Raw genomic sequence first — 21,060 nt, forward strand, 5'->3', positions numbered from 1 at the left:
TTTTTTTTTTTTTTTTTTTTTTTTTTTTGGGGGGGGGGGGGTGTTTTTTGTTTTTTATTTACATTAACGGGGGTGGGGGGGGCGGGGGGGGTGGGCCCCCCCCCCCCCTCCTCCCGGACCCGTGGCCCGCTGTCCGTCAGTCCCGACAGCCCCGTCAGTCCTCGCTGGAGGCGCTGGGCAGCTTGGTCTGGATCAGCGCCATCACCGAGGAATCGGCGAGCGTGGTCACGTCACCGACCGCCCGGTCCTCCGCCACGTCACGCAGCAGACGGCGCATGATCTTGCCGGAACGGGTCTTCGGCAGCTCCTGCACCGGGACGATCCGCTTCGGCTTGGCGATCGGGCCGAGGGTGGCGCCCACGTGGTTGCGCAGCTCCCCGACCAGGGCGTCCGTCTCGGTGGCGCTGCCGCGCAGGATGACGAAGGCCACGATGGCCTGGCCGGTGGTCTCGTCCTTGGCGCCCACGACGGCCGCCTCGGCGACCGAGGGGTGCGAGACGAGCGCCGACTCCACCTCGGTGGTCGAGATGTTGTGGCCCGACACCAGCATCACGTCGTCGACCCGGCCGAGCAGCCAGATGTCGCCGTCGTCGTCCTTCTTGGCTCCGTCGCCCGCGAAGTACTTGCCCTCGAAGCGGGACCAGTAGGTGTCCACGAAGCGCTGGTCGTCGCCCCAGATGGTGCGCAGCATCGACGGCCACGGCTCGGTGAGGACCAGGTAGCCGCCTCCGCCGTTCGACACCTCGCGGCCCTCGTCGTCCACGACGGTGGCGCCGATGCCGGGCAGCGCGCGCTGTGCGGAGCCGGGCTTGGTCTCGGTGACGCCCGGCAGCGGGGCGATCATCATGGCGCCGGTCTCGGTCTGCCACCAGGTGTCCACGATCGGGCAGCGGTCGCCGCCGATGTGCTTGCGGTACCAGATCCAGGCCTCGGGGTTGATCGGCTCGCCGACCGAACCCAGCACGCGCAGGCTCGACAGGTCGAACTTCGCGGGGATGTCGTCGCCCCACTTCATGAACGTGCGGATCGCCGTGGGCGCGGTGTAGAGGATGGTGACGCCGTACTTCTGCACGACCTCCCAGAACCGGCCCTGGTGCGGGGTGTCCGGCGTGCCCTCGTACATCACCTGGGTGGCGCCGTTGGCGAGCGGACCGTAGACGATGTAGGAGTGCCCGGTCACCCAGCCGATGTCGGCGGTGCACCAGTAGACGTCGGTCTCCGGCTTGAGGTCGAAGACGGCGTGGTGGGTGTACGAGGCCTGCGTGAGGTAGCCGCCGGAGGTGTGCAGGATGCCCTTGGGCTTACCCGTGGTCCCCGAGGTGTACAGGATGAAGAGCGGGTGCTCGGCGTCGAAGGCCTGCGGGGTGTGCTCGGTGGACTGGCGGCCGACCACGTCGTGCCACCAGACGTCGCGGCCCTCGGTGACGGCGGTGTCCTGGCCGGTGCGGCGCACCACGAGGACGTGCTCGACCTGCGGGCACTTGGCGACGGCCTCGTCGATGGCGGGCTTGAGCGCGCTGGGCTTGCCGCGGCGGTAGCCGCCGTCGGCGGTGATCACCAGCTTGGCGTCGGCGTCCTGGATGCGGGAGGCGACGGCGTCGGCGGAGAAGCCGCCGAAGACCACCGAGTGGGCGGCGCCGACGCGGGCGCACGCGAGCATCGCGACGACGGCCTCGGGGATCATCGGCAGGTAGACGGCGACCCGGTCGCCCGCCTGGACACCGAGCTCGGTGAGGGCGTTGGCGGCCTGCGAGACCTCGTCCTTGAGCTGGGCGTAGGTCAGGGAGCGGCTGTCGCCGGGCTCGCCCTCGAAGTGGATGGCGACGCGGTCGCCGTTGCCGGCCTCGACGTGCCGGTCCACGCAGTTGTACGCGACGTTCAGCTTGCCGTCGGCGAACCACTTCGCGAACGGCGGGTTGCTCCAGTCGAGCGTCTCGGTCGGCTCGGTGTCCCAGGTCAGCCGCCGGGCCTGCTCGGCCCAGAAGCCCAGCCGGTCCGCGTCGGCCTGCGCGTACGCCGCCTCGGTCACGTTGGCGGCGGCGGCCAGATCGGCGGGCGGTGCGAACCGCCGCTCCTCCTTGAGCAGATTGGCCAGGCTGTCATTGCTCACGACATCTCCCTTTCCCAGGGTGTCCGTTGTGTCCCCGGGCATAGCTCATCAGGTCAGACGCCCAGGTGACAAGGGGTAGCCGAGAATTGGTTTAGACCTATAGCACGACTGGGCGGCCCGTGCGCCGCAGCGTACGCGCGGGCCGCGCGCGGCGCGCGAAGGGCCCCTTCCCGCTGCAGGTGCGAGAAGGGGCCAACAGCTTGCACGGATACGGGAGGGTATCGGTTCGGACGGAAATCCGGTCAGGCGTTCTGGCCCACGCTGTCGAAAACCCGACAGTCGAAGAAGTCCTCGCCCTCGGACAGCAGGTAGGCCTGGGCCTCGCCCACGTGGAAGTACATCCCGTGCAGTTCCAGCGAGCCGTCGGCGAGCCGGCGGGCCACCGATTCGTGGGCCCGCAGATGGTCCAGCTGCTGGACCACATTGGTCAGGCAAAGCTGCTCCACGGCATCCGCCGGGAGCCGGCCCGCGATCCGGGCCCAGGCGTGGTGCCGGCTGGCCATCCGGTCCAGGCTGGGCAGGCCGTGCCGCAGCCAGCGGCGCAGCGGGGTCATCGGGGCGCCCGGGTGGGAGTTCAGCAGGGCCTGCATGGCGCCGCAGCCGGAGTGCCCGCACACCGTGATGCTGTCGACCTTCAGCACATCCACGGCGTACTCGATGGCCGCCGCGACCGAGTCATCGGTGGCTTCGGCTCCGGGCGGGGGGACCAGGTTGCCGACGTTGCGGACGGTGAAGAGGTCGCCGGGGCCGCTTGCCGTGATCATGCTGGTCACCAGGCGGGAGTCCGCGCAGGTGAGGAAGAGCTGCGAGGGCCGCTGCCCCTCGCGGGCCAGCCGGGCCAGCTCGTCGCGGACGTGCGGGGCGGTGTCCCGCTGGAAGGCGCCGATCCCGCTGGCGAGTTGACCCGCGCCGCGGCGCCGGGGGGAGGCCGTTCCGGCGTCGCGGGGCTCGGCCGCGCTCGGGATCGTCCCGGCCGTGTCGCCCGCCGGGACGTGCGCGGCGACCGCCGGGTGCGCGGCGGGCTGGGCGCGGTGGTCGCAGTGGTTCTGCCAAGGGGTCCACGGGCGGCAGCACTGGTGAGCTCCCCGGCCTTCGCCCCGGTGGCCGCCGGCCCCGCCGATGGCGGTGCTCCCGCCGGCCGGCACCCGAGCGGACCCGGCGGGGGAGCCCGGCACCGGCCGCACGCCGGCGCCGGTCCCGGGCGTCGCCCCGGTGGGCCGGGCGTGGCCGCCGCGGGAGATGGCGGTCCCGCCCCGGCCGGTGAGTTCCACCGAACCCCCGTGAGCCAGGTGCGTGTCCTGCCAGTCCTGGAGGATCTCGTAGGCGGCGTGGTCGATGAACGAGCCGTCCAACTCGACGACGGCGTGGACCTCGTGCGGGATCGAGTTCAGCACCCGGCTCAGGCGCGGCACGGCGAGGAAGGTCAACTGCCCGCGAGCCCGTACCCGGTGGACGCCGTCCGTCTCCTCCAGGGTGATCCTCGTGCGCGCCAGCCGGTGCATGGCCAGGGCCACGGCCACGGCGATGCCGACGGCGACGCCTTCCAGGACCCCGCCCAGGACCACGGCGACGATGGTGGCCGCGTAGACCAGGACCTCCCGGTACCGGGTGACGGTCCTCAGGTGCGTGATGCTGACCACCTGGATGCCGACGGCCAGGACCAGCGCTGCCAGGGCGGCGAGCGGGATCAGGTCGAGCACGGGGACGAGCAGTCCGGCCGCGAGGACCACCCACAGCCCGTGCAACATGGCTGATTTACGGCTTACGGCACCGGACTTGACGTTCGCCGCGCTGCGTACGGCCACGGCCGCGACGGGGAGCCCGCCGAGCATCCCGGAGACGATGTTGGCGGCGCCCTGTCCGCGCAGCTCGCGATCGAGGTCGGCGCGGGGCGGGCGGTCGCCCGTACCGCGCTCGGAGGCGATCAGCTTGTCGGTGGCGACCGAGGACATCAGGGACTCGACGCTGCCGACCAGGGTGATGGTCAGCACGGCGGCGATGATCCCGAGCACCGGGCCCTGCGGCAGCTCCGGCAGTGAGTGGCCGCTCCAGGAGGGCAGGTCCACCCGGGGCAGGTCGAGCCCGGCCAGGGCCGCGCCGGTGGTGGCCGCGGCGACCGCCGCCAGTGCGGCGGGCACCTTGCGCAGGGCCCGGCCGGCCCGCCCGGGGATCCGGGGCCAGAGCAGCAGGACGCCCAGGGTCAGCGCGCTCACCCCGAGCGCGGCCGGATGCAGATCGGCCAATTGGGCGGGCAGCCCGCGTACGTTGGCGACGGCCGAGCTCTGCGGGGTGCCGCCGAGCACGATGTGCAGCTGGGCCAGCGCGATGGTCACGCCGATACCGGCCAGCATCCCGTGCATGATCGCCGGGCTCACCAGCAGGGCCGAGCGCGCGGTGCGCAGGAAGGCCAGTCCGAGCTGGCAGCAGCCGGCCAGGACCGTGATGGCACAGGTGGTGCGCCAGCCGTAGTGCTGGATCAACCCGGCCGTCACCACGGTGAGTCCGGCGGTCGGCCCGCTCACCTGGAGCGGGGCGCCGCCGAGCCGCCCGGCCACGATCCCGCCCACCGCGGCGGCCACCAGCCCCGCCTGCAGGGGGGCTCCGGTGGCCAGGGCGATGCCCAGCGAAAGGGGAAGCGCGATCAGGAAGACGGCGACGGACGCGGACAGGTCCGCATGGAGCCCCTTGAGGCGGGGACCGGCACCGTCGGGGCCTTGGTTCGTGGAGGGGGGTGTGGCGGCTGTCGTCATGGGGTCCCGTCTCCTCGGGGGAGGTGATGAAGCGGCGGGAGTCTCAACACTCGGTAAATGGATGGTAATGGAGAGTAAAGGCTGCTGGTAGGTAATGCGGGCAAATGGGCTATGAATTAGCACTCAGGGGTGATTAAGTATTTTGTCTGCCTTGTCATACCTTCCTTAAAGCGGACCGCGTGGGACGTTGCGTCACGGAAGTCCCGCGATGGAACTGCGAGGGAGAGGTGTGCGGATGATCGCCGCCACGAAGAAGATCGCCGGCGGCCTGGTCGCCACGGCCCTGGTGCTGGGCGCCGCCGGGTGCAGCGCCTCCGAGCCCGCCCGCCCCGGCGCTCCCGGCGCCCCCGGCAACCAGAACACGATGAAGGGCGCCGCCGCCCCGGAGGCCCCAGGCAGTGTCAACCGCCCCATCGGCGACGGTTCGACCGTCTACACCGGCTCCCAGCCGAACGTGCAGAAGCCGCAGCGGCTGAAGCCCGGTGAGAAGCCCCCGCAGTTCGTGGTGTTCTCGTGGGACGGCGCGGGTGAGGACAGCCAGAAGCTCTTCTCGCACTTCCGTGAGGTGGGCAAGCAGTACAACGCCCGGATGACCTACTTCCTCAGCGGCGTGTACATGCTCCCGGAGGAGAAGCGTTCCCTCTACACGGCCCCGCAGCACTCCTCGGGCCTCTCCGACATCGGCTTCGGCGACCTCCAGGGCATCAAGGACACCGCCACCCAGGTCCGCGGGGCCTGGCTGGAGGGCAACGAGATCGGCACCCACTTCAACGGCCACTTCTGCGGCCCCGACGGGGGTGTCGGCACCTGGTCGGTGGAGGAGTGGAAGAGCGAGATCAACCAGGCCAAGTCCTTCGTCAAGAACTGGAAGACGAACACCCCGGCGCTCAAGGACCTGGCGGCGCTCCCCTTCGACTACGACAAGGAGCTCATCGGCGCCCGCACCCCCTGCCTCGAAGGCCAGAAGAACTTCATGCTGGCGGCGAAGGACATGGGCTTCCGCTACGACTCCAGCGGCATCAGCAAGCAGATCTGGCCGAAGAAGACGGACGGGCTCTGGGACCTCCCGCTCCAGCTGGTGCCCATGCCCGGGCGCGCCTTCGACACCCTGAGCATGGACTACAACTACATGGTCAACCAGTCCGGTACGACCACCCAGGGCGACCCCTCCCAGCACGAGTACTGGGGCGACCAGATGCGTGACGGCCTGCGCCAGGCCTTCGACCGGGTCTACCAGGGAAACCGGGCGCCGCTGATCATCGGCAACCACTTCGAGTCGTGGAACGGCGGCACCTACATGCGTGCCGTCGAGGAGTCCATCCAGACCATGTGCACCAAGCCGGAGGTCCGGTGCGTGCCCTTCCGCGAGCTGGCGGACTGGCTGGACGCCCAGGACCCGAAGACGCTGGAGTGGATGCGCACCCTCGGCGTCGGCCAGGCGCCGAAGGACGGCTGGACGAAGTTCCTGACGGCGGGGCCGCCGCCCGCGCCGCCGACGGCCCCGGCCGCGGTCAAGCCGGCTGAGGAGTCGAACGAGGGCTGAACAGGGCCTCGTGCAGGACGAAGCCGGGGTCGATCTGCTCCGCCAGGTCGGCCCCGGTCTTGGCGTTCCCCCAGCTCTCCGCGTTGCGCAGGTGGAAGTGGACCATCTGCTCGGTGTACTTGTCCCAGTCGCGGTCGGCGTACGAGTCCTCGGCCGCGTCCTGGAGCGCCTGCAGCGCGAGCCGGTTGGTCGCCTCCAGCAGGTCGAACGGCGCGGGGCGGCCCTTCTCCATGGCCCGCACCCAGTCGGAGTGCCCGAAGGTGACCAGCAGGTCCTCTTCCACCTCGTCCTGGAGGAACTCGATGTCCTCCGGGCCCTGCACCTTGTTGCCGACCACCTTGAGCGCGATGCCGAAGTCCCGCGCGTACTCCTTGTACTGCCGGTAGACGGAGACGCCCTTGCGGGTCGGTTCGGCCACGAGGAAGGTCATGTCGAAGCGGGTGAACATGCCCGAGGCGAAGGAGTCCGAGCCGGCCGTCATGTCGACGACGACGTACTCGTCCGGGCCGTCGACCAGGTGGTTGAGGCAGAGTTCCACCGCGCCGACCTTCGAGTGGTAGCAGGCCACGCCGAGGTCGGCCTCCGTGAACGGCCCGGTGGCCATCAGCCGTACGGGCTCCCCGTCGAGCAGCAGCGTGCGCGCGCAGGCCTCGTAGACCGGGTTGTCCTCGGTGACCCGCAGCAGTCGCGAGCCGGCACCGGGCGGGGTGGTCTTGATCATGCTGTCGGCGGACGCGATGCGGGGGTTGGAACCGCGCAGGTACTCCTTGATGAGGGGGAGGTGCGCGCCCAGGGCGGGCAGCGCGGCCGCTTCGTCCTCGGGGAGCCCGAGGGCCGCGCCGAGGTGCTGGTTGATGTCGGCGTCCACCGCGACGACGGGGGCTTCATTGGCTGCGAGGTGGCGGATGAAGAGGGAGGACAGGGTCGTCTTGCCGCTGCCGCCCTTTCCCACGAAAGCGATCTTCATGTTCACCAAGCGTAGTGGCATGGTAGCGGGGTGTGGTCAAGGTGAGTGAAGAAGACCACTCCAAGGAGGGCTCGGTGCTACGGCCGCGCAGTGCGTAGGCTCCCTACTTATGAGTAGCGCTTCTGACCCGCTGGCGGCCCTGGGTTCGCTCCCGGGAGTCGCAGAGTCCGTGGATTCCGTACGCAAGGCCGTGGACCGGGTCTACGGGCACCGCGTCATGCGCCGGCGCAGCGGGGAGATCACCTCGGAGGCCGCGCTGCGCGGCGCGCGGGGCAGTGCGGCGCTGTCCGGTGCCGACTGGGCGCTGGAGGAGGTGCGCCGCCGCACCGACTTCGGCGTCGACGCGCAGGCGCTGACGGTGGGCGCCGCTCTGCGCCTGACGGCCGAGGCGGGCCAGCTGCTGAGCATCTGGCGCCAGTCGCCGCTGCGGGTCCTCGCGCGGCTGCACCTGGTGGCGTGCGGGTCGACGACGGCCGGGGACGTCGTGGGCCGGCCGCGGCTGGCCGGGGAGCCGGTGGACGAGCCCCTGGTGGACCTTCCGCTGCCCGGCTCCGACGAGGTGGCGGGGCGGCTGGACGGCCTCTCCCGGCTGATCATCGCGGGTGGTTCGGCCCCGGCCCTGATCACGGGCGCGGTGGTGCACGGCGAGCTCCTGGCGCTGAGGCCGTTCGGCTCGTACAACGGCCTGGTCGCGCGGGCGGCCGAGCGGATCGTGCTGATCAACAGTGGCCTCGACCCGAAGGCGATCTGCCCGGCGGAGGTCGGTCACGCCGAGCAGGGCGTGAAGGCCTACCTGGAGGCCTTCGAGGGCTATGTCTCCGGGACCCCGGAGGGGATGGCCGCCTGGATCGCGCACTGCGGCCGCGCGATCGAACTCGGGGTGCGCGAGTCGACGGCGGTCTGTGAAGCCCTCCAGCGCGGCGCGGCGTAAGCGGCGGGGTCCAGGGCCCGCGGCCCGGTGCTCAAGGGCGCCGGGAGCCGGGGTGGGGCGCGTAGGGGGTGGGAACAGGGTTGCGGCGACACCGTACTGCTGTGGTGTCGCCGCTGGCATTCGCGCCCAGTTACCAAGCGTCCTCGATATATGCCCATCAGGTCGGGAGCTTTGCCCGGTTACCTGGTGCGGCTGGCCCGTAATCGACGGGTCGACGTCGCGTGGGTGCTCGGCGTTCATGCTTCGGTCCGTGGGCCTTACTGCGTTTTAAAGATGATCCTCTCGGATGTTCTTTGGTCTCGCGGGCCGTTGACTCCTTTGTACTCCGCTTCCGAGCCGAGCGAAACCCCTGGCCGGAGTTCTTTACTTTCCGGGATGACCTGGGGCGATTCGGACAGTCCAAAACGCCCCAGGTCAGGACATCCGGCGGTGGGGTGACGGCTGGGATCAGGCGGTGGCGGCGGAGGCCCGGCGGCGGCTGGCATACCAGACGAGACCGGCCGTGGCTGCTGCCGCGCCCACCGCCGCGGCGGCGACGAGGGCCGGGCGTGCGGGCATCGAGAGTGCGGGCAGCCGCTGCTTGAGCCGTACCGGCCTGCTGAACACCAGAACCGGCCACTCGCGCGCCACGGCCTCCCGTCGCAATGCCCGGTCCGGGTTGACCGCGTGCGGGTGCCCGACGGCTTCGAGCATCGGCACGTCGGTGAACGAGTCGCTGTACGCGTAGCACCGGGCCAGGTCGTAGCCCTCGGACTCGGCGAGCTCCCGGACGGCTTCCGCCTTCGTGGGCCCGTAGGCGTAGTACTCGATCTCCCCGGTGAAGCAGCCGTCGTCGCCGACCACCATGCGGGTGGCCACGACCCGGTCCGCCCCGAGCATCTCGCCGATCGGCTCGACGACTTCGGCGCCGGACGTCGACACGATCACCACGTCACGGCCCGCTGTGTGGTGGGCCTCGATGAGGGATGCGGCCTCGTCGTAGATGATCGGGTCGATCAGGTCGTGGAGGGCTTCGGCGACGATCTCCCGGACCTGCTGCACGTTCCACCCCTTGCAGAGGGCGGAGAGGTACTCGCGCATCCGCTCCATCTGGTCGTGGTCGGCTCCGCCGGCCAGGAAGATGAACTGCGTGTACGCGGTGCGCAGCACGGCCCGCCGGTTGATCAGGCCGCCCTGGTAGAAGGACTTGCTGAACGTCAGAGTGCTGGACTTCGCAATGACCGTCTTGTCCAGGTCGAAGAAGGCGGCGGTCCGAGGCAAGGAGTGCGGCAAGGGCTGATTTTCCACGACCCGAGCATATGCGCCCACCATTCGGCGTAAGGTGTGGCGCGTGGGTTTGCCTGAGAAGGCTCTCGGGTACACCATGGAAGTCACGGATCGTTCGCGACCGTGCTAACCCGGTCTGGCTCCTCCCCCCCCGAGTCGGACCGTGGGGACGACCCCCGCTCTCCCCCCCGGCGGGGGTCGTCGCATGTCCGGACGCGGTTCGCGTCCCATGCCTTCGGCCTTCAGTGGTCATCCGCTCGGCCCTCCCTCGTCTGCGGGCCCGCATGGCTCAGGCCCTCACCCCTTCGAACTCGTCACGCTGCGTAGTGGTTCCGGCGCGCTCCGGAACTCACCTGATGGGGTGGCGAAGTTATTCACAAGGGCCTTCTCGTCCACAGTTTTGGACCAAGATCCACTCCCTTTTCCGGATCGCTGCACCGTGATTCCAGCCGCGAAGTCCGCGGCACGTGGATTTGCGGTGAGAAGGGGGCGGAGATCGTGGCTGGATCGAAGTCGTGTGAAGGGCCGGAGCCCGTGGTGACCGGCGGGGGCGGGCGGGCCGCAGGTGCGCCCGGGGCGCTGCCCGGTGGCGGGCGGCCACTGATCATCACCGAGGACCCGCTGCTGCTCGACGACCTGCTGCGGCTGTGCGCCGCCGTCGGCGCCGAACCGCACGTGCACCATGCGGTGCCCGAGCAAAGCGGAGCCGGTGGTGCGCGTGGGAGCGGGGACGACGGGAGTGCCTTCGCGGGCGGTGGGCCGCGCGGTGGCGTGGGATGGGAATCGGCCCCGCTCGTCCTGGTCGGCGACGACGCCGCGCGCCGGGTGGGCGGAGCGCCGCGCCGAGGCGGGGTGTTCCTCGTCGGCCGGGACCTCGACGACCCCCTGGTTTATCCGGGCAGTGGCACAGCGTCTCAGTGCTGCACGGATCGTGTTGGGTTCGCTACGGTCCGGAACTCATGGAGGTCTTTTTCACGAAGCGGGATCTGCTCCAGGAGCCAGGCCCGGGTTCGGACTTGGTGGCGGTGTTGGACCGGGAGTCGGTACGGGAGGGGATGCCGTTCATCCTTGGGCCGGACGGCTCGTATGACGTGCATCTGAACCGCTTCTTCCGGGCCCTCCCGACGATGGGCTGCCGGTCGGCGAAGAGCTGGGAGGGGTACGCCCGCGACCTGGCGGTCTGGGGGCGCTTCCTGCGGGAGTTCGGGGACCGGTCGGTATGGAATGCCGTCCGGGGGGACTTCGACGCGTTCTACGCGGCCCGGAGGCTGTCCTTGCCCCCCTTTCGGGTGACGGCGAAGACGTGGAACCGGTCGGCGGCGGCGCTGGACAAGTTCTACCGGTGGGCGATGGACGAGCACCTGGTGGCGTCGGCGCCGTTCGGCTACCGGGCGGTGGCCGTTGCTGGGCAGCCGGCGGGGCGGCTGGTCGCTGAGGCGAAGGAGAAGGGGGCCGGGGGCGCCTCGGTGAAGTTCCTGTCCCTGGAGCGCTACCGGATCTTCCGGGACGTCGGGCTGCGGGGGCGGCGCCTGGACGGCTCGGAGAGGCCGGGCCGAGGGGTTCGCTGCGGGGCGAGGAACGCATCGTTCTCGGACCTGCTGGTGACCACGGGGGTGCGGCTGGAGGAGGGTGGCAGTCTGCTGGAGCCGGAGCTGGCCCGGCTGTGTCCGTTGCCGGAGGAGCGCTCTGCGCGGCTGGACCTGGCGGTGCTGACGACCAAGGGCGACCGCGGCCGGGCGGTCTGGGTGCCGGTGCGGGTGCTGCGGCGGGTGACGGAGTACGCCGAGGTGGAGCGGGCAGTGACGCTCGCTCGCGCCGCCGATCGGGGAGGTTGGCCGGGAAGGCGGTGGATCGAGACCCGCGACACGGGCCCGCTGGGTGGCTCGCTGCGGGCGGCGTCCGGCCGGTGGATCTCGGTCCGGTGGTCGGACCTGTCGCCGGACGAGCGGATGCGGCTCGTCGAGGTCGACGCGGGCGGCACCCGGCTGGGGCCGCTGGCCCTGTGGTTGAGCGAACGGGGCACCCCGATGACGCTCAACTCGTGGGAGTACGCGTTCAGCCGGGCCGGCGAGCGCACGGCGGCGGCGGGGATGCCGGTGGAGGCTTCGCCCCACACCTGCCGGCACACATTCGCCGTTCACATGCTCACGCAGCTGGTTCGGCAGCAGATCGCCGCGATGCGGTCGGGCTCCTCCGACCTGCGGATGGGCGCCTACGAGCGGGTCATGGGCGACCCCTTGCGGATCTTGCAGCGACTGTTGGGGCATAGCCACATCAGCTCGACCTACATCTACCTGGACTCCCTCGCGGAGGCCCAGGAGCTCATTGGCGACGCGGTCGCGGAAATGGCGGGACGGCTGACGGAGGACAGTATCGACGACCTGTCGGCCCTGGCGGGTGCGTGGTGAGCGGGCTGAGGCGCCCGCGCCGGGCGAACTTCGCGCTGCCGATGGAGGAGGCCGCGCAGGCGGGCGAGGACATCTCACCACTGGCCTTCCGGGTTCCGTTTCCCGACCGGCCGTCCACCCTCGTGGACCTCACGGACGCCAAGTGTCTGCTTCTCGCCCGCGAGTTGGCGGAGACGATCCGCTCGATGGCGCGGGTCGGCCGCCGGATCGCCTCGCCCGGAACGGTGCAGGCATACGTCCAGGTCGCCCGGAGCCTGGACGCGTTCTTCGCCGGCCGGGTCGAAAACGCCGCGACCTGGACGACCGGGCAGATCACGCCCCAGGACCTCAACGACTTCGAGACGTGGCTATACGAGACGATGCCGACGCCCCGGACGGGTTACGCGATGCTGACGCAGGCGATGACGTTGCTGCGGGAGATCCGCGACGCCCGGCCGGAGTCCCTGAACCCGGCTCTGCATGACCGGCTGATGTTCGTCGGGCTCCGGCCCCGACCGCACTTCGGGAACAAGGTGGACGCCTATCCGCCGCAGGTCGCCGAGGCCCTGCGGGAAGCCTGCCGCAGCCATATCCGTGAAGCGGTACGGCGGCTGGCCACCGAGGCGGACGCCTCGGTGGCAGCGGGCGAGGACCCGCTGACCGGCGGCTGGGGCCGGTGGGAGAACCTGCTGTGGCATCTGGACCGCCACGGCCCCATCAGCGGCCGGGAGTTGATGGCTCACCGGACTCGTCAGGCGGGCATGGGTCCATCGCCTTGGGAGGGCAAGCAGCAGGAGTTGCATGCTGCGGTGTTCCCCTCCTCGGAGGACCTGGCATCCCTCTATCTGCTGCTGATCCTGTCCACCGGACTGGAGCCGGAGAGCGCGCTAGAACTCTCGGTGGACTGCTTGAAGAACCCGACCCGCGGCTATGTCGAGATCGAGTACATCAAGCGGCGCCGGCACGGCACGGAGGTCAACCGGATGCGGGTCCGTGACGGCGGCGCGGGCACACCGGGCGGTCTGATCCGCCTCGCCCTGCGACTGACCCGCCGGGCACGGGCGCACGCCTGGAACGAGTCGAAGACAGCGTTGTGGATCTACTGGCACCCCAACGCCGCCAGGATCCGTGGCGGAGCGCGGCACTTCCGGCCCAGGTCCGCGGCGATCGCGTTCTGCGAGCGATACGACCTGCGCGACGAGCACGGCGAACGGCTGACGGTCCACCTCAGAAGACTCCGCAAGACCTACAAGGCGGAGTTCTACCGGGTCACCAAGGGACAGCTGCCGCTGCTGGCCCGCGGCCACTCCAAGGAGGTCGCGGCTGCCCACTACGCGGACATCCCAGCGCTTCGGCCGCTGCATGAGGCCGCGGTCGCCGACGGTCTGTCGCACGCCCTTGAGGAGGCGGTCCAGCTGCGGGTGATCCCGCCGCAGCGGGAGGCCGAGCTGAAGCAGGACACCGCGGCCGCCGCGAAGGAGCTCGAAGTCGAGCCGGGTGACGCGAGGAAGCTGTTGGACGGCGAGATGGACCTGTGGCTGTCGTCCTGCCGGGACTTCTTCGACTCGCCCTTCGGCACCACCGGGCAAGCCTGCCCGGTCCCGTTCTGGAGCTGCCTGGACTGCTCGAACGCGGTGATCACCTCGCGGAAACTGCCCGCCGTCCTGGCCTACCTGGACCATCTCGAAGACCAGCGCCAGGCGATGCCCGCCAACGCGTTCGCGCTCGCCCACGGCCGCACCCGGCAGCGGATCTTGACGCAGATCCTGCCCGCGTTCCCCGAGCCGGTCCTCGCCGCGGCCCGCGCGATCGCCGAAGCCACCCGCCCGCTGGAGAATCTGCCGCCCCTGCTGGGCGGGATCGGAAGCCGCCAATGACCGCCATCCTGACCACCGGCCTGGCTGCGGAGCCGCTGGTGTCCGCGTACGTGAGTGCGGACGCCCTGGTTCTGACCGGGCGCCCGCTGCGGGAGGAAGCCGGGCCGGGCCCGCGGTTCGGCGAGGACGTCTGGAACATGGCCGCGGCCTACCACCTGCCCAACCACCACCGGGGCCAGAGCACCGTCATCTTCACCACGATCGAGGACCCGATGTGGCGGCTGACCGCGAAGGAGTACGCCTACAGCCGCCTGACCAAGATCACCGAGGGGTGTAAGCGGCTGCCGTCGGTGGTCACCGTCTCCCGGGAGTTCCGAGAGCTCCGCAAGCTGTTCGTCTTCCTCGCCGGCCGCCACCCCGGGCTAAGGCTGCGGGACCTGACCGATGACGCCGTGCTGGACGCCTTCCTGGACCACCGGGTCGAGGGTGGGGGGATCAAGCCCGAGGTCCAGGCACAGGAACGTGGGCGGGTGAAGTGGTTTCTGACGCTGCTTTTCCGCACCCGGGAGTCGATCACCTACGACCGGCTGGAGAGGCTGCCCTGGGACGGTCGGGCATCGAAGCACGTCGCTGGCCGCCGGCCGCAGGAGAACAGCACTCAGCGCATTCCGCCGCGGGTCCTGGCGCCCTATCTGCGAGGCGCCCTGTTCTACATCCGCGTCGCCTCGAAGGACATCCTCGCAGCCCTGGCCGAACAGGAACGGATCACCGAGCCCGTCGGCGACGCCAACAAGTCGTACAAGGGCGCTGGGCGGGCCCGGCTGGAGGAGTTCATCGAACGGCGCCGGCGGGAAGGCCGCGGACTGCCTGCGAGGCCCTCGGACATCAATCTGCCGCATAAGTACAACCGGGCGAGCGACGGCGGGGTGAACCGCAAGCTCATCGCCCGGCTCGCGCGGATCGGCGAGAACACGGTGGACCACCCGGCCCTCGTCGAGCTGCTGCGGCAAGCAGTCGCCGAGCTCGGTCTGGAGGAGGGCGGCATGGACACCGAGATCAGCATCGACGAGGAGACAGGCCGCCCATGGCGGCCGCGATTCCACTCGAAATCCCTGCTGATCGAGACCCGCATGCTGCTGGCTGCCTGCTACGTGATCACGGCCTACCTCTCGGGAATGCGGGACTCCGAGGCCCAGTCCCTCAAGCCCGGCTGCCACTTCACCACGGCATCCCAGGACGGCATCATCGAGCGGCACAAGGTCCGCGGCAAGGTGTTCAAGGGCCGCCAGCCCGTCGGCGACGAAGACACCTGGGTGGTCATCGAGCCGGTCGCCCAGGCCGTCGCCGTGATGGAGAGCCTGACGGACTGCGACCGGCTGTTCTACCGCCACGGCTACCGCGGCACCAACGACGGCATCGGCAACACCATCAATCATCTGCTGAACGTCTTCGCCGACCGGCTCGCCGAGGTCCGCCCGCACGACCCCATCCCGCTGGTGGATGAGAAGAAGTGGCGTTTCACCACGCGGCAGTTCCGCCGCACCGTCGCCTGGCACATCGCCTTCCAGCCGTTCGGGGTCGTCGCGGGCAAGATTCAGTACAAGCACGTGAAGGTCGCGATGTTCGAGGGCTACGCGGGCAACTCGGCCTCCGGCTTCCCCAGCGAGGTCGAGAGCGAACAGCAGCTGGCCCGCACGGAGCACTTCCTCGACCAGTACGAGGACTTCAAGGCCGGAGTGCGGATGCCGCCCCGCCTCGCCGAGGAATTCACCCGCGTCCGTGACGAGCTCGGTGACTTCCCCGGCCGCGTGATCGACACCGCCCGGCTGCGGGCGATGCTGACCAACCCGGCCCGCACCTACTATCCGGGCGTCCTCAACGACTGCTACTTCGAGGCGTCCACCGCGCTCTGCCTCTCGCGTCGTCCGTCCGTCGAGCCGGAGGCGGCACCGGTGATGAACCACTGCCAGCCGGCGAAGTGCCCGAACTCCTGCGTCCTTCCCCAGCACCGCCCGGCGATCGACAACGTCATCGGCGACGCCCGGCAGCTGCTGACCATCCGCCCCCTGACCATCCTCCAGAAGACCGCGTTGCATCAGCAGATCGAACAGATGCGGCGCATGCGCGACCAGGCCGAGGAGTCCGCCCGATGAGCGTCACATCTGAGGTTCGCACCGCCCTGATCGAGGCCATGGACCGCCTCCTGGCCGTTGATCCGCAGCACAGTGACGGCAGCCTCACCGTCGCCTCCCTGGCCCGCGAGGCGGGCATCTCGCGGGCGACCGCCTACCGGGCCAACGATGTCGTGGAACTCTTCCGGCAGCGTGTTGGCGAACGCTCCAGCGGCCCCGACGTCCCGGCGACCCTGCGCGAGCGCATCCAGGAACTCCAGGGCCAGCTCCGCGAGGCACGTCGCGCCCGGCACGAGGAGATCACCGACCTGCGTCAGTCCGTCGACACGCTCGCCCAGCAGGTCCAGGCCCTCACCCTCGACAACGAACGACTGCGGGCTGGGCTTGCGCGGCAGGGCGCCCTCTCCGTCCTGCCGCCAACCAGGTCCCCGCAACCGAGCTCGTGACCAAAGCGGCCCGAGAGCTGAGCACGTTCGGGAGTACGCGGACAGCTCCGATGGGCGGCGGCTACCGCTCCAGGAACTGATGCAGCTGCTGCATCGTCTTCACGAACGTCTTGACGGCGGCAGCCGCTCCCGTGACGACTCCTACGGCCACGGCATAGGGGGGCTCCACAAAGAACTCCGCCCCGATGCCTGCGGCCACCCCGGCCGCCACCCCCGTGAGCCCCGCGACGGCAGCCGACCCGATCATGATCACCGACCACCGCAGGGGCAGACGGTTCTCGGCGAGGTTGTTGTCTTCGTTCCCACCCGGGTTACCAGTGCTTACGCTCATGCTGTCGATCCTCTTCCTCATGTCAGAACCGGAAGTCGGCGACATGAACGGCCCCCGTCCGACCGGGGGCCGTTCCCGACTGCACCCAGCCTCCAACGGGCAGGGATCGCGGCAACAGCCCCGCCGAGTTAGCTTTCTCGCCGATAGTTAGTCCATGAGCGAGAGCGCAGAGCCGCAGCCGTCCCCCTGCCGCGCCGGTGAGGAAGAAGCCGGCGAGCAAGAGCAGCCGAACTCGCTCATCGGCGGAATGATCGGCCCCGGCGGCTCGCAGATGTTCTTCAGCAGCGACCAGCGCGCGACATTCGATCTCAAGTGTCGGCGTACAAGTGAACGTGCACCACCGCGTACGGAGGAAAGTGCACCGTTCTTGATGCGGTGGGGCTGGTGGCGCGTGAGGCTTCTGTCGTCCTGTTCGGGGTCGGTGGAGGGCGGCGAGAGTGGTCTTGGATCCGCATCGCTGGTTGGAGCTGAGGCGGTTTCGCGGTCTGTATGAGTCCGGAGCGATGAGCCTGCGGGAGATCGCGAAGGAGACCGGGCTGAACCGGCGCACGGTCGTGAAGTATCTGTCCGGCGAGACGCCGGTCGCGCCGCCACGGAGGGCGCCCAACGGGCAGCCGTACCGGCGGATGGTGGATGAGGTCGCGCCGCTGATCGACGCGATGCTGCGGGCCGAGATCCTGCTCAAGGGAGCCGTGATCCACGAGCGCCTGGTCGCCGACTACGGGTTCACCGGCAGCTATCAGCGGATCAAGATGTACTTGCAGGAAGCCCGCCCGCGGGTCGCGGAGGAACTGGGCATCAGCCCGAGTGAACTGGCGGGCCTGCACCGCAGGTTCGAGGTGGTGCCCGGGGCCCAGGCCCAGGTCGACTGGGGTGACGAGGGAAAGATCCTCGCCCACGTCGGGATCCCGAAGGTCTACTCGTTCCACATGACGTTGTCCTACTCGCGCGATCCGTTCTGCTGCTTCACTACCAGCCAGGACCTGGCCACCTTCTTCGACTGCCACCGCCAAGCGTTCGCTCACTTCGGCGGGGTCCCGATGTCGATCGTCTACGACCGCACCAAAACGGTGGTCCGCCGGCACGTCGCACCAGGTGAAGCCGTCCCCCTCCACCCGGAGGCCGTCGCCTTCGCCGGGCACTACGACTTCGATCCCGACGTGCTGGCCGCATACCGGCCCACGGGCAAAGGCCGGGTCGAGCGACAGGTGCTGATCGTCCGCGACCACGTTCTGGCCGGCCGGGCCTTCTCCTCGGTCGAGGAACTCAACGCCGCGTTCACCGCCTGGGTGCCGCTGCGGCGGGCGAAAGTGCACGGCACCCACGGCGAGGTCATCGGTCTGCGGGCGATCCGCGACCACGTCGCCCTCCGCCCGCTGCCGCAGACTCCCTATGTGGTCACTCAGCGACACCTCCGGCACGTCGGCAAGGACTGCCTCGTCGCCTTCGACGCGAATCTCTACTCGGTGCCGGCCCGCAAGGTCCGCCCCCGCCAGCTGGTCGAAGTCAGGGCAACGAAGTCCCACATCATGCTCCATGCCACCACCCCCGATCACAGTGGCGAAACCCTGCTGGCCACCCATCCCCGGGTGGTCGGCCGAGGCGCCCGCATCGTGGATGAGAAGCACTGGGACGGCCTGCCCACGGGATCCGGCCGCCGCGTCACCGCCGGTGACGGGGGCCTGCCGAGGCCATGCCGCCACGACGCCCCGGCCTCGCAACCCGGGCCGCTGGCGGCCCTGCTGAACCGGGCCGCGGTCACCCAGGTCGAGGTCGGCCGCCGGCCTTTGTCGGTCTATGACGAACTGACCGGCACCCGCCCCTTCACCACCAAGCCGAGTGCGAAGGAATCGTCTTGAGCGAGCTGGTCTCCACCCGTATCCGCAACACGGCCGGCAAGCTGGGCCTGCCTCACCTGGCCGATGCCCTGACGCAGTACGCTCAGCGGGCTGACGAGGCCAAGATGGGCTACCTCGACTTCATCGACCTGGTCCTCTCCGAAGAACTCGCCGTCCGCGAGGACCGCCGTTTCCGCACCGGTCTGCGGATCTCGAAGCTGCCGCACCACAAGACGCTGGACGACTACGACTTCTCGTTCCAGCCCGAGCTCGACCCTCGCAAGGTCAAGGACCTCGCCACATTGTCGTTCGTCGAGGCCAAGGCCAACGCGGCCCTGCTCGGGCCGCCGGGAGTGGGCAAGACACACATCGCCGTCGCTCTCGCGGTCGCGGCATGCCGGGCCGGGTACTCGATCTACTTCACCAGCCTCGACGACATGGTCCGCAACCTCAAGACCGCCGAGGCCGCCGGGCGGCTGACGAGCAAGCTCGGCAGCTACCTGCGGCCTGCTGTTCTCGTCGTCGACGAGGTCGGCTACCAGCCCCTCGAACGCGCCGAGGCCAATCTGGTCTTCCAGGTGATCTCAAAGCGCTACGAAAAGGGCTCGATCATCCTGACCTCGAACAAGACCTTCAGCGAATGGGGACAGGTGTTCGGTGACGAGGTCCTCGCCACCGCGATCCTCGACCGTCTCCTCCATCACTGCGACGTGATCTCCATCAACGGCCCCAGCTACCGGCTCAAGAACCGGCTCGCTGCCATCGAGCGAGACCAGGAGAGCGCAGCCTAAAAGTTCATGTGGTCGACAATGAGGGCATGGACGTCCCTGAGCTGCTCGAATCAGCTTCCTTGCTGGTTCCGGAAGAGACCGCCACCGAGAACGACATCACGGTGCGAGACATCTGGGACTACCTCGTCCACGACGAGTGGGAGATCGCCCTGGGCCTGCTGGAGGAACTCGGGGACGGTCGCTCGCTCCCCCTGGCGTTCTGGGAGAAGCTCGCCGACGCGGCTGAGCAGCTCCGGCTTGAGCGGAGCGCGGCCTGGTGCCATTGGCGGTGCTCCGAGATCCGCAACGGCGTGATCCGGGCAGATCTGACACTCCGTCCTGCCGCCGAGGCACGACGCACGACGCCAATCTCCGGCGCCGGTGTTCTGCGGCCCATGTGGGACATCGGCCACCTCTCGCCCACCGGTGAACGTGCGGTCAGCATCGCCGGGCTCTGGGTTGAGAACATGCCCATTCTGGAGCCCGGTGGACGAGCCACGGTTCGACTCGTGCCCCTCACGCCCTCCCACTGGACACACCTCCAACCCGGCCAGCAGATCAACATGCACGAGGACCGAACCGTGGCCGGCACCGCAGTCATCCTGGAGATTCATCGCCCTGCCACCGCCATGCCCGCGGGATGACGCGACTGGCTCACAGCCTCCCTGCTGGCGCACATATCTCTGTACTTGGTGGAGCACTCACAGGAGTACGCCGACATCAAGCATCTGCACGACGACTACACCTTCCACGTCCATGCCGGTCTGGACCGGCACGGGGATGCTGAGATCACTGCCATCGCCGTCTCGGTCAAGCCTGACGCCAGCATCACCGGCATCCAGAGCTCGATCGAGATCCCCATCACCCTGATCCGGCACTACGCCGAGGTGATGCTGAACTCGCCGTGGTCAACCGAGTCCTTGATCTCGACGATGGTCACCGAGGACACCGAACTACCCACCAAGGGACGACGCAGCGCACCGGACCGACTCCTGAAGGTCGCCTGGCTCCACCGGCACGCGGAGCGCACCAACAAGACGCCCAGCAGCGTCATCGCCCGGCACTTCGGCATCACGAACAAGGTCACAGTCAGCAAGTGGGTGACCGAATGCCGCGAGAAGGGATACCTGCCTCCAAGGTCGAAGAGCGCGAAGACCGCAGAACCAGCCAGCGACGCCAACCCGGCGACCACCACCGAACAGCTCGAAGAACAGATCTTCCGCAACCGCCTGGAGAAGATCGCTGACCGGGGCGGTGCCATGGGAGAGCTGGCGGCATCGCTGCACCAGGAACTCGACGCGGCCTCTACTGAGCCCCACGCGCATGTGGTGTTCAACGAGAAGGAACTCCGATCGCTGATTCCCCCGCTGCAGTTGGAGAGCACGGCGCCCCTACGCCGGTCCGCACTGTTGCTCGTCGTCCACGCCTGCAAGGGCTACGAGCGGACGTTCAACAGCCTTGCGGTCAGCCACAGGAAGCGGCCGGCCGACGAGATCGCGGAAGTGCTGGCCGCTGCCGCCAAGCGCTGTCAAGTGATCTTCACCGAGGAGGCCCTCGCCAAGCAGGCCATCACCATTCGCGAGCGCCGGACCGCTCGCTTCCGGGTGGATCCCGAACTACTGACACCGGAAGGATTCCCCGCTCCGGCCGAGTGGGACCCTGCCCCGTCTGATGGCGACGCTGACACATACGGGGACGTTGAGTGCCCCTGCGGATGCGGCGGATGAGCCCCTGGCGGCAGCCGGGGCGCCGCCGTTCCGAACCGGCATCAG

15 protein-coding genes and 1 pseudogene are annotated in these 21,060 nt (G+C 69.4%); 11 read left to right on the forward strand and 5 right to left on the reverse strand.

All coding sequences use genetic code 11. The features are described from left to right. Positions 1 to 154: 154 nt before the first annotated feature. Together acs and ACEPPI_RS09570 are read right to left on the reverse strand one after the other, a co-directional pair. On the reverse strand, positions 155 to 2,152 hold the full coding sequence (acs, locus tag ACEPPI_RS09565) for an acetate--CoA ligase (RefSeq protein WP_373914797.1): 1,998 nt from the start codon (positions 2,150 to 2,152) through the stop codon (positions 155 to 157). A gap of 200 nt (positions 2,153 to 2,352) precedes the next feature. Beyond that, complete coding sequence (locus ACEPPI_RS09570; protein WP_373914798.1) at positions 2,353 to 4,860, reverse strand: SulP family inorganic anion transporter; 2,508 nt, start codon at positions 4,858 to 4,860, stop codon at positions 2,353 to 2,355. Positions 4,861 to 5,095: 235 nt separating this feature from the next. On the opposite strand from ACEPPI_RS09570, the gene ACEPPI_RS09575 reads away from it, so the two are divergent. Beyond that, positions 5,096 to 6,403, forward strand: a complete 1,308-nt coding sequence (locus ACEPPI_RS09575; protein WP_373914799.1) for a hypothetical protein — start codon at positions 5,096 to 5,098, stop codon at positions 6,401 to 6,403. On the opposite strand, the gene ACEPPI_RS09580 is transcribed toward ACEPPI_RS09575, so the two are convergent. Beyond that, positions 6,372 to 7,370, reverse strand: coding sequence for an ATP-binding protein (locus ACEPPI_RS09580; protein ID WP_373914800.1), 999 nt, complete (start codon positions 7,368 to 7,370; stop codon positions 6,372 to 6,374). The two genes, ACEPPI_RS09575 and ACEPPI_RS09580, sit on opposite strands and share 32 nt — an antisense overlap. A gap of 109 nt (positions 7,371 to 7,479) precedes the next feature. Between ACEPPI_RS09580 and ACEPPI_RS09585 the strand changes: the two genes are divergently transcribed. After that, the gene (locus tag ACEPPI_RS09585) at positions 7,480 to 8,301 is read left to right on the forward strand and encodes an oxidoreductase (RefSeq protein ID WP_373914801.1); all 822 of its coding nucleotides are present in this window, start codon (positions 7,480 to 7,482) and stop codon (positions 8,299 to 8,301) included. A 447-nt stretch (positions 8,302 to 8,748) separates the two neighbouring features. On the opposite strand, the gene ACEPPI_RS09590 is transcribed toward ACEPPI_RS09585, so the two are convergent. After that, positions 8,749 to 9,612 carry an HAD family hydrolase gene (locus tag ACEPPI_RS09590; protein ID WP_373914802.1) on the reverse strand — a complete coding sequence of 288 codons (864 nt, stop codon included), beginning with the start codon at positions 9,610 to 9,612 and terminating at the stop codon, positions 8,749 to 8,751. Between the two features lie 489 nt (positions 9,613 to 10,101). On the opposite strand from ACEPPI_RS09590, the pseudogene ACEPPI_RS09595 reads away from it, so the two are divergent. From ACEPPI_RS09595 to ACEPPI_RS09615, 5 genes and pseudogenes are all read left to right on the forward strand, one after another. Beyond that, positions 10,102 to 10,461 (forward strand): annotated as a pseudogene (locus tag ACEPPI_RS09595) (hypothetical protein); the annotation flags it as partial. Between the two features lie 161 nt (positions 10,462 to 10,622). Beyond that, on the forward strand, positions 10,623 to 11,975 hold the full coding sequence (locus ACEPPI_RS09600; RefSeq protein WP_373914803.1) for a tyrosine-type recombinase/integrase: 1,353 nt from the start codon (positions 10,623 to 10,625) through the stop codon (positions 11,973 to 11,975). After that, the gene (locus ACEPPI_RS09605) at positions 11,972 to 13,831 is read left to right on the forward strand and encodes a hypothetical protein (protein WP_373914804.1); all 1,860 of its coding nucleotides are present in this window, start codon (positions 11,972 to 11,974) and stop codon (positions 13,829 to 13,831) included. The genes ACEPPI_RS09600 and ACEPPI_RS09605 overlap by 4 nt, the downstream gene beginning before the upstream one ends. Beyond that, positions 13,828 to 15,924: a hypothetical protein gene (locus tag ACEPPI_RS09610; RefSeq protein WP_373914805.1), complete on the forward strand. Its 2,097-nt coding sequence runs from the start codon at positions 13,828 to 13,830 to the stop codon at positions 15,922 to 15,924. The genes ACEPPI_RS09605 and ACEPPI_RS09610 overlap by 4 nt, the downstream gene beginning before the upstream one ends. Next, entirely contained in the window at positions 15,921 to 16,349 is a 429-nt protein-coding gene (locus ACEPPI_RS09615) for a hypothetical protein (protein WP_373914806.1), read from the forward strand. The genes ACEPPI_RS09610 and ACEPPI_RS09615 overlap by 4 nt, the downstream gene beginning before the upstream one ends. A 61-nt stretch (positions 16,350 to 16,410) precedes the next feature. Here the strand turns inward: ACEPPI_RS09615 and ACEPPI_RS09620 are convergent, their stop codons facing one another. Further along, entirely contained in the window at positions 16,411 to 16,680 is a 270-nt protein-coding gene (locus tag ACEPPI_RS09620; RefSeq protein WP_373914807.1) for a hypothetical protein, read from the reverse strand. Between the two features lie 437 nt (positions 16,681 to 17,117). Here ACEPPI_RS09620 and istA point away from each other — a divergent pair, with 437 nt between their 5' ends. From istA to ACEPPI_RS09640, 4 genes are read left to right on the forward strand one after another with little or no spacing between them, the layout of a single operon-like run. Next, entirely contained in the window at positions 17,118 to 18,539 is a 1,422-nt protein-coding gene (gene istA / locus ACEPPI_RS09625) for an IS21 family transposase (protein WP_373914808.1), read from the forward strand. Then, positions 18,536 to 19,309 (forward strand): IS21-like element helper ATPase IstB, encoded by a 774-nt coding sequence (gene istB, locus ACEPPI_RS09630; protein ID WP_373914809.1) that lies wholly within the window; start codon positions 18,536 to 18,538, stop codon positions 19,307 to 19,309. Before istA ends, istB begins: the two co-directional genes overlap by 4 nt. 26 nt (positions 19,310 to 19,335) lie before the next feature. Then, positions 19,336 to 19,932 carry a hypothetical protein gene (locus tag ACEPPI_RS09635; protein WP_373914810.1) on the forward strand — a complete coding sequence of 199 codons (597 nt, stop codon included), beginning with the start codon at positions 19,336 to 19,338 and terminating at the stop codon, positions 19,930 to 19,932. A 48-nt stretch (positions 19,933 to 19,980) separates the two neighbouring features. Continuing rightward, complete coding sequence (locus ACEPPI_RS09640) at positions 19,981 to 21,015, forward strand: hypothetical protein (protein WP_373914811.1); 1,035 nt, start codon at positions 19,981 to 19,983, stop codon at positions 21,013 to 21,015. The last annotated feature ends 45 nt before the right edge of the window (positions 21,016 to 21,060 follow it).

Origin of the sequence: Streptomyces sp. AB3(2024) (assembly GCF_041862025.1) — a bacterium.
GTDB lineage: Bacteria > Actinomycetota > Actinomycetes > Streptomycetales > Streptomycetaceae > Streptomyces.

Bases quoted from the DNA above. Each gene is read 5' to 3' on its own strand.
- ACEPPI_RS09620 (WP_373914807.1), bottom strand. From the start codon at position 16,680: ATGAGCGTAAGCACTGGTAACCCGGGTGGGAACGAAGACAACAACCTC.
- ACEPPI_RS09590 (WP_373914802.1), bottom strand. From the start codon at position 9,612: ATGGTGGGCGCATATGCTCGGGTCGTGGAAAATCAGCCCTTGCCGCAC.
- ACEPPI_RS09610 (WP_373914805.1), top strand. From the start codon at position 13,828: ATGACCGCCATCCTGACCACCGGCCTGGCTGCGGAGCCGCTGGTGTCC.
- ACEPPI_RS09635 (WP_373914810.1), top strand. From the start codon at position 19,336: ATGGACGTCCCTGAGCTGCTCGAATCAGCTTCCTTGCTGGTTCCGGAA.
- ACEPPI_RS09585 (WP_373914801.1), top strand. From the start codon at position 7,480: ATGAGTAGCGCTTCTGACCCGCTGGCGGCCCTGGGTTCGCTCCCGGGA.
- ACEPPI_RS09570 (WP_373914798.1), bottom strand. From the start codon at position 4,860: ATGACGACAGCCGCCACACCCCCCTCCACGAACCAAGGCCCCGACGGT.
- ACEPPI_RS09615 (WP_373914806.1), top strand. From the start codon at position 15,921: ATGAGCGTCACATCTGAGGTTCGCACCGCCCTGATCGAGGCCATGGAC.
- ACEPPI_RS09600 (WP_373914803.1), top strand. From the start codon at position 10,623: ATGCCGTTCATCCTTGGGCCGGACGGCTCGTATGACGTGCATCTGAAC.
- acs (WP_373914797.1), bottom strand. From the start codon at position 2,152: ATGCCCGGGGACACAACGGACACCCTGGGAAAGGGAGATGTCGTGAGC.
- ACEPPI_RS09580 (WP_373914800.1), bottom strand. From the start codon at position 7,370: ATGAAGATCGCTTTCGTGGGAAAGGGCGGCAGCGGCAAGACGACCCTG.
- ACEPPI_RS09575 (WP_373914799.1), top strand. From the start codon at position 5,096: ATGATCGCCGCCACGAAGAAGATCGCCGGCGGCCTGGTCGCCACGGCC.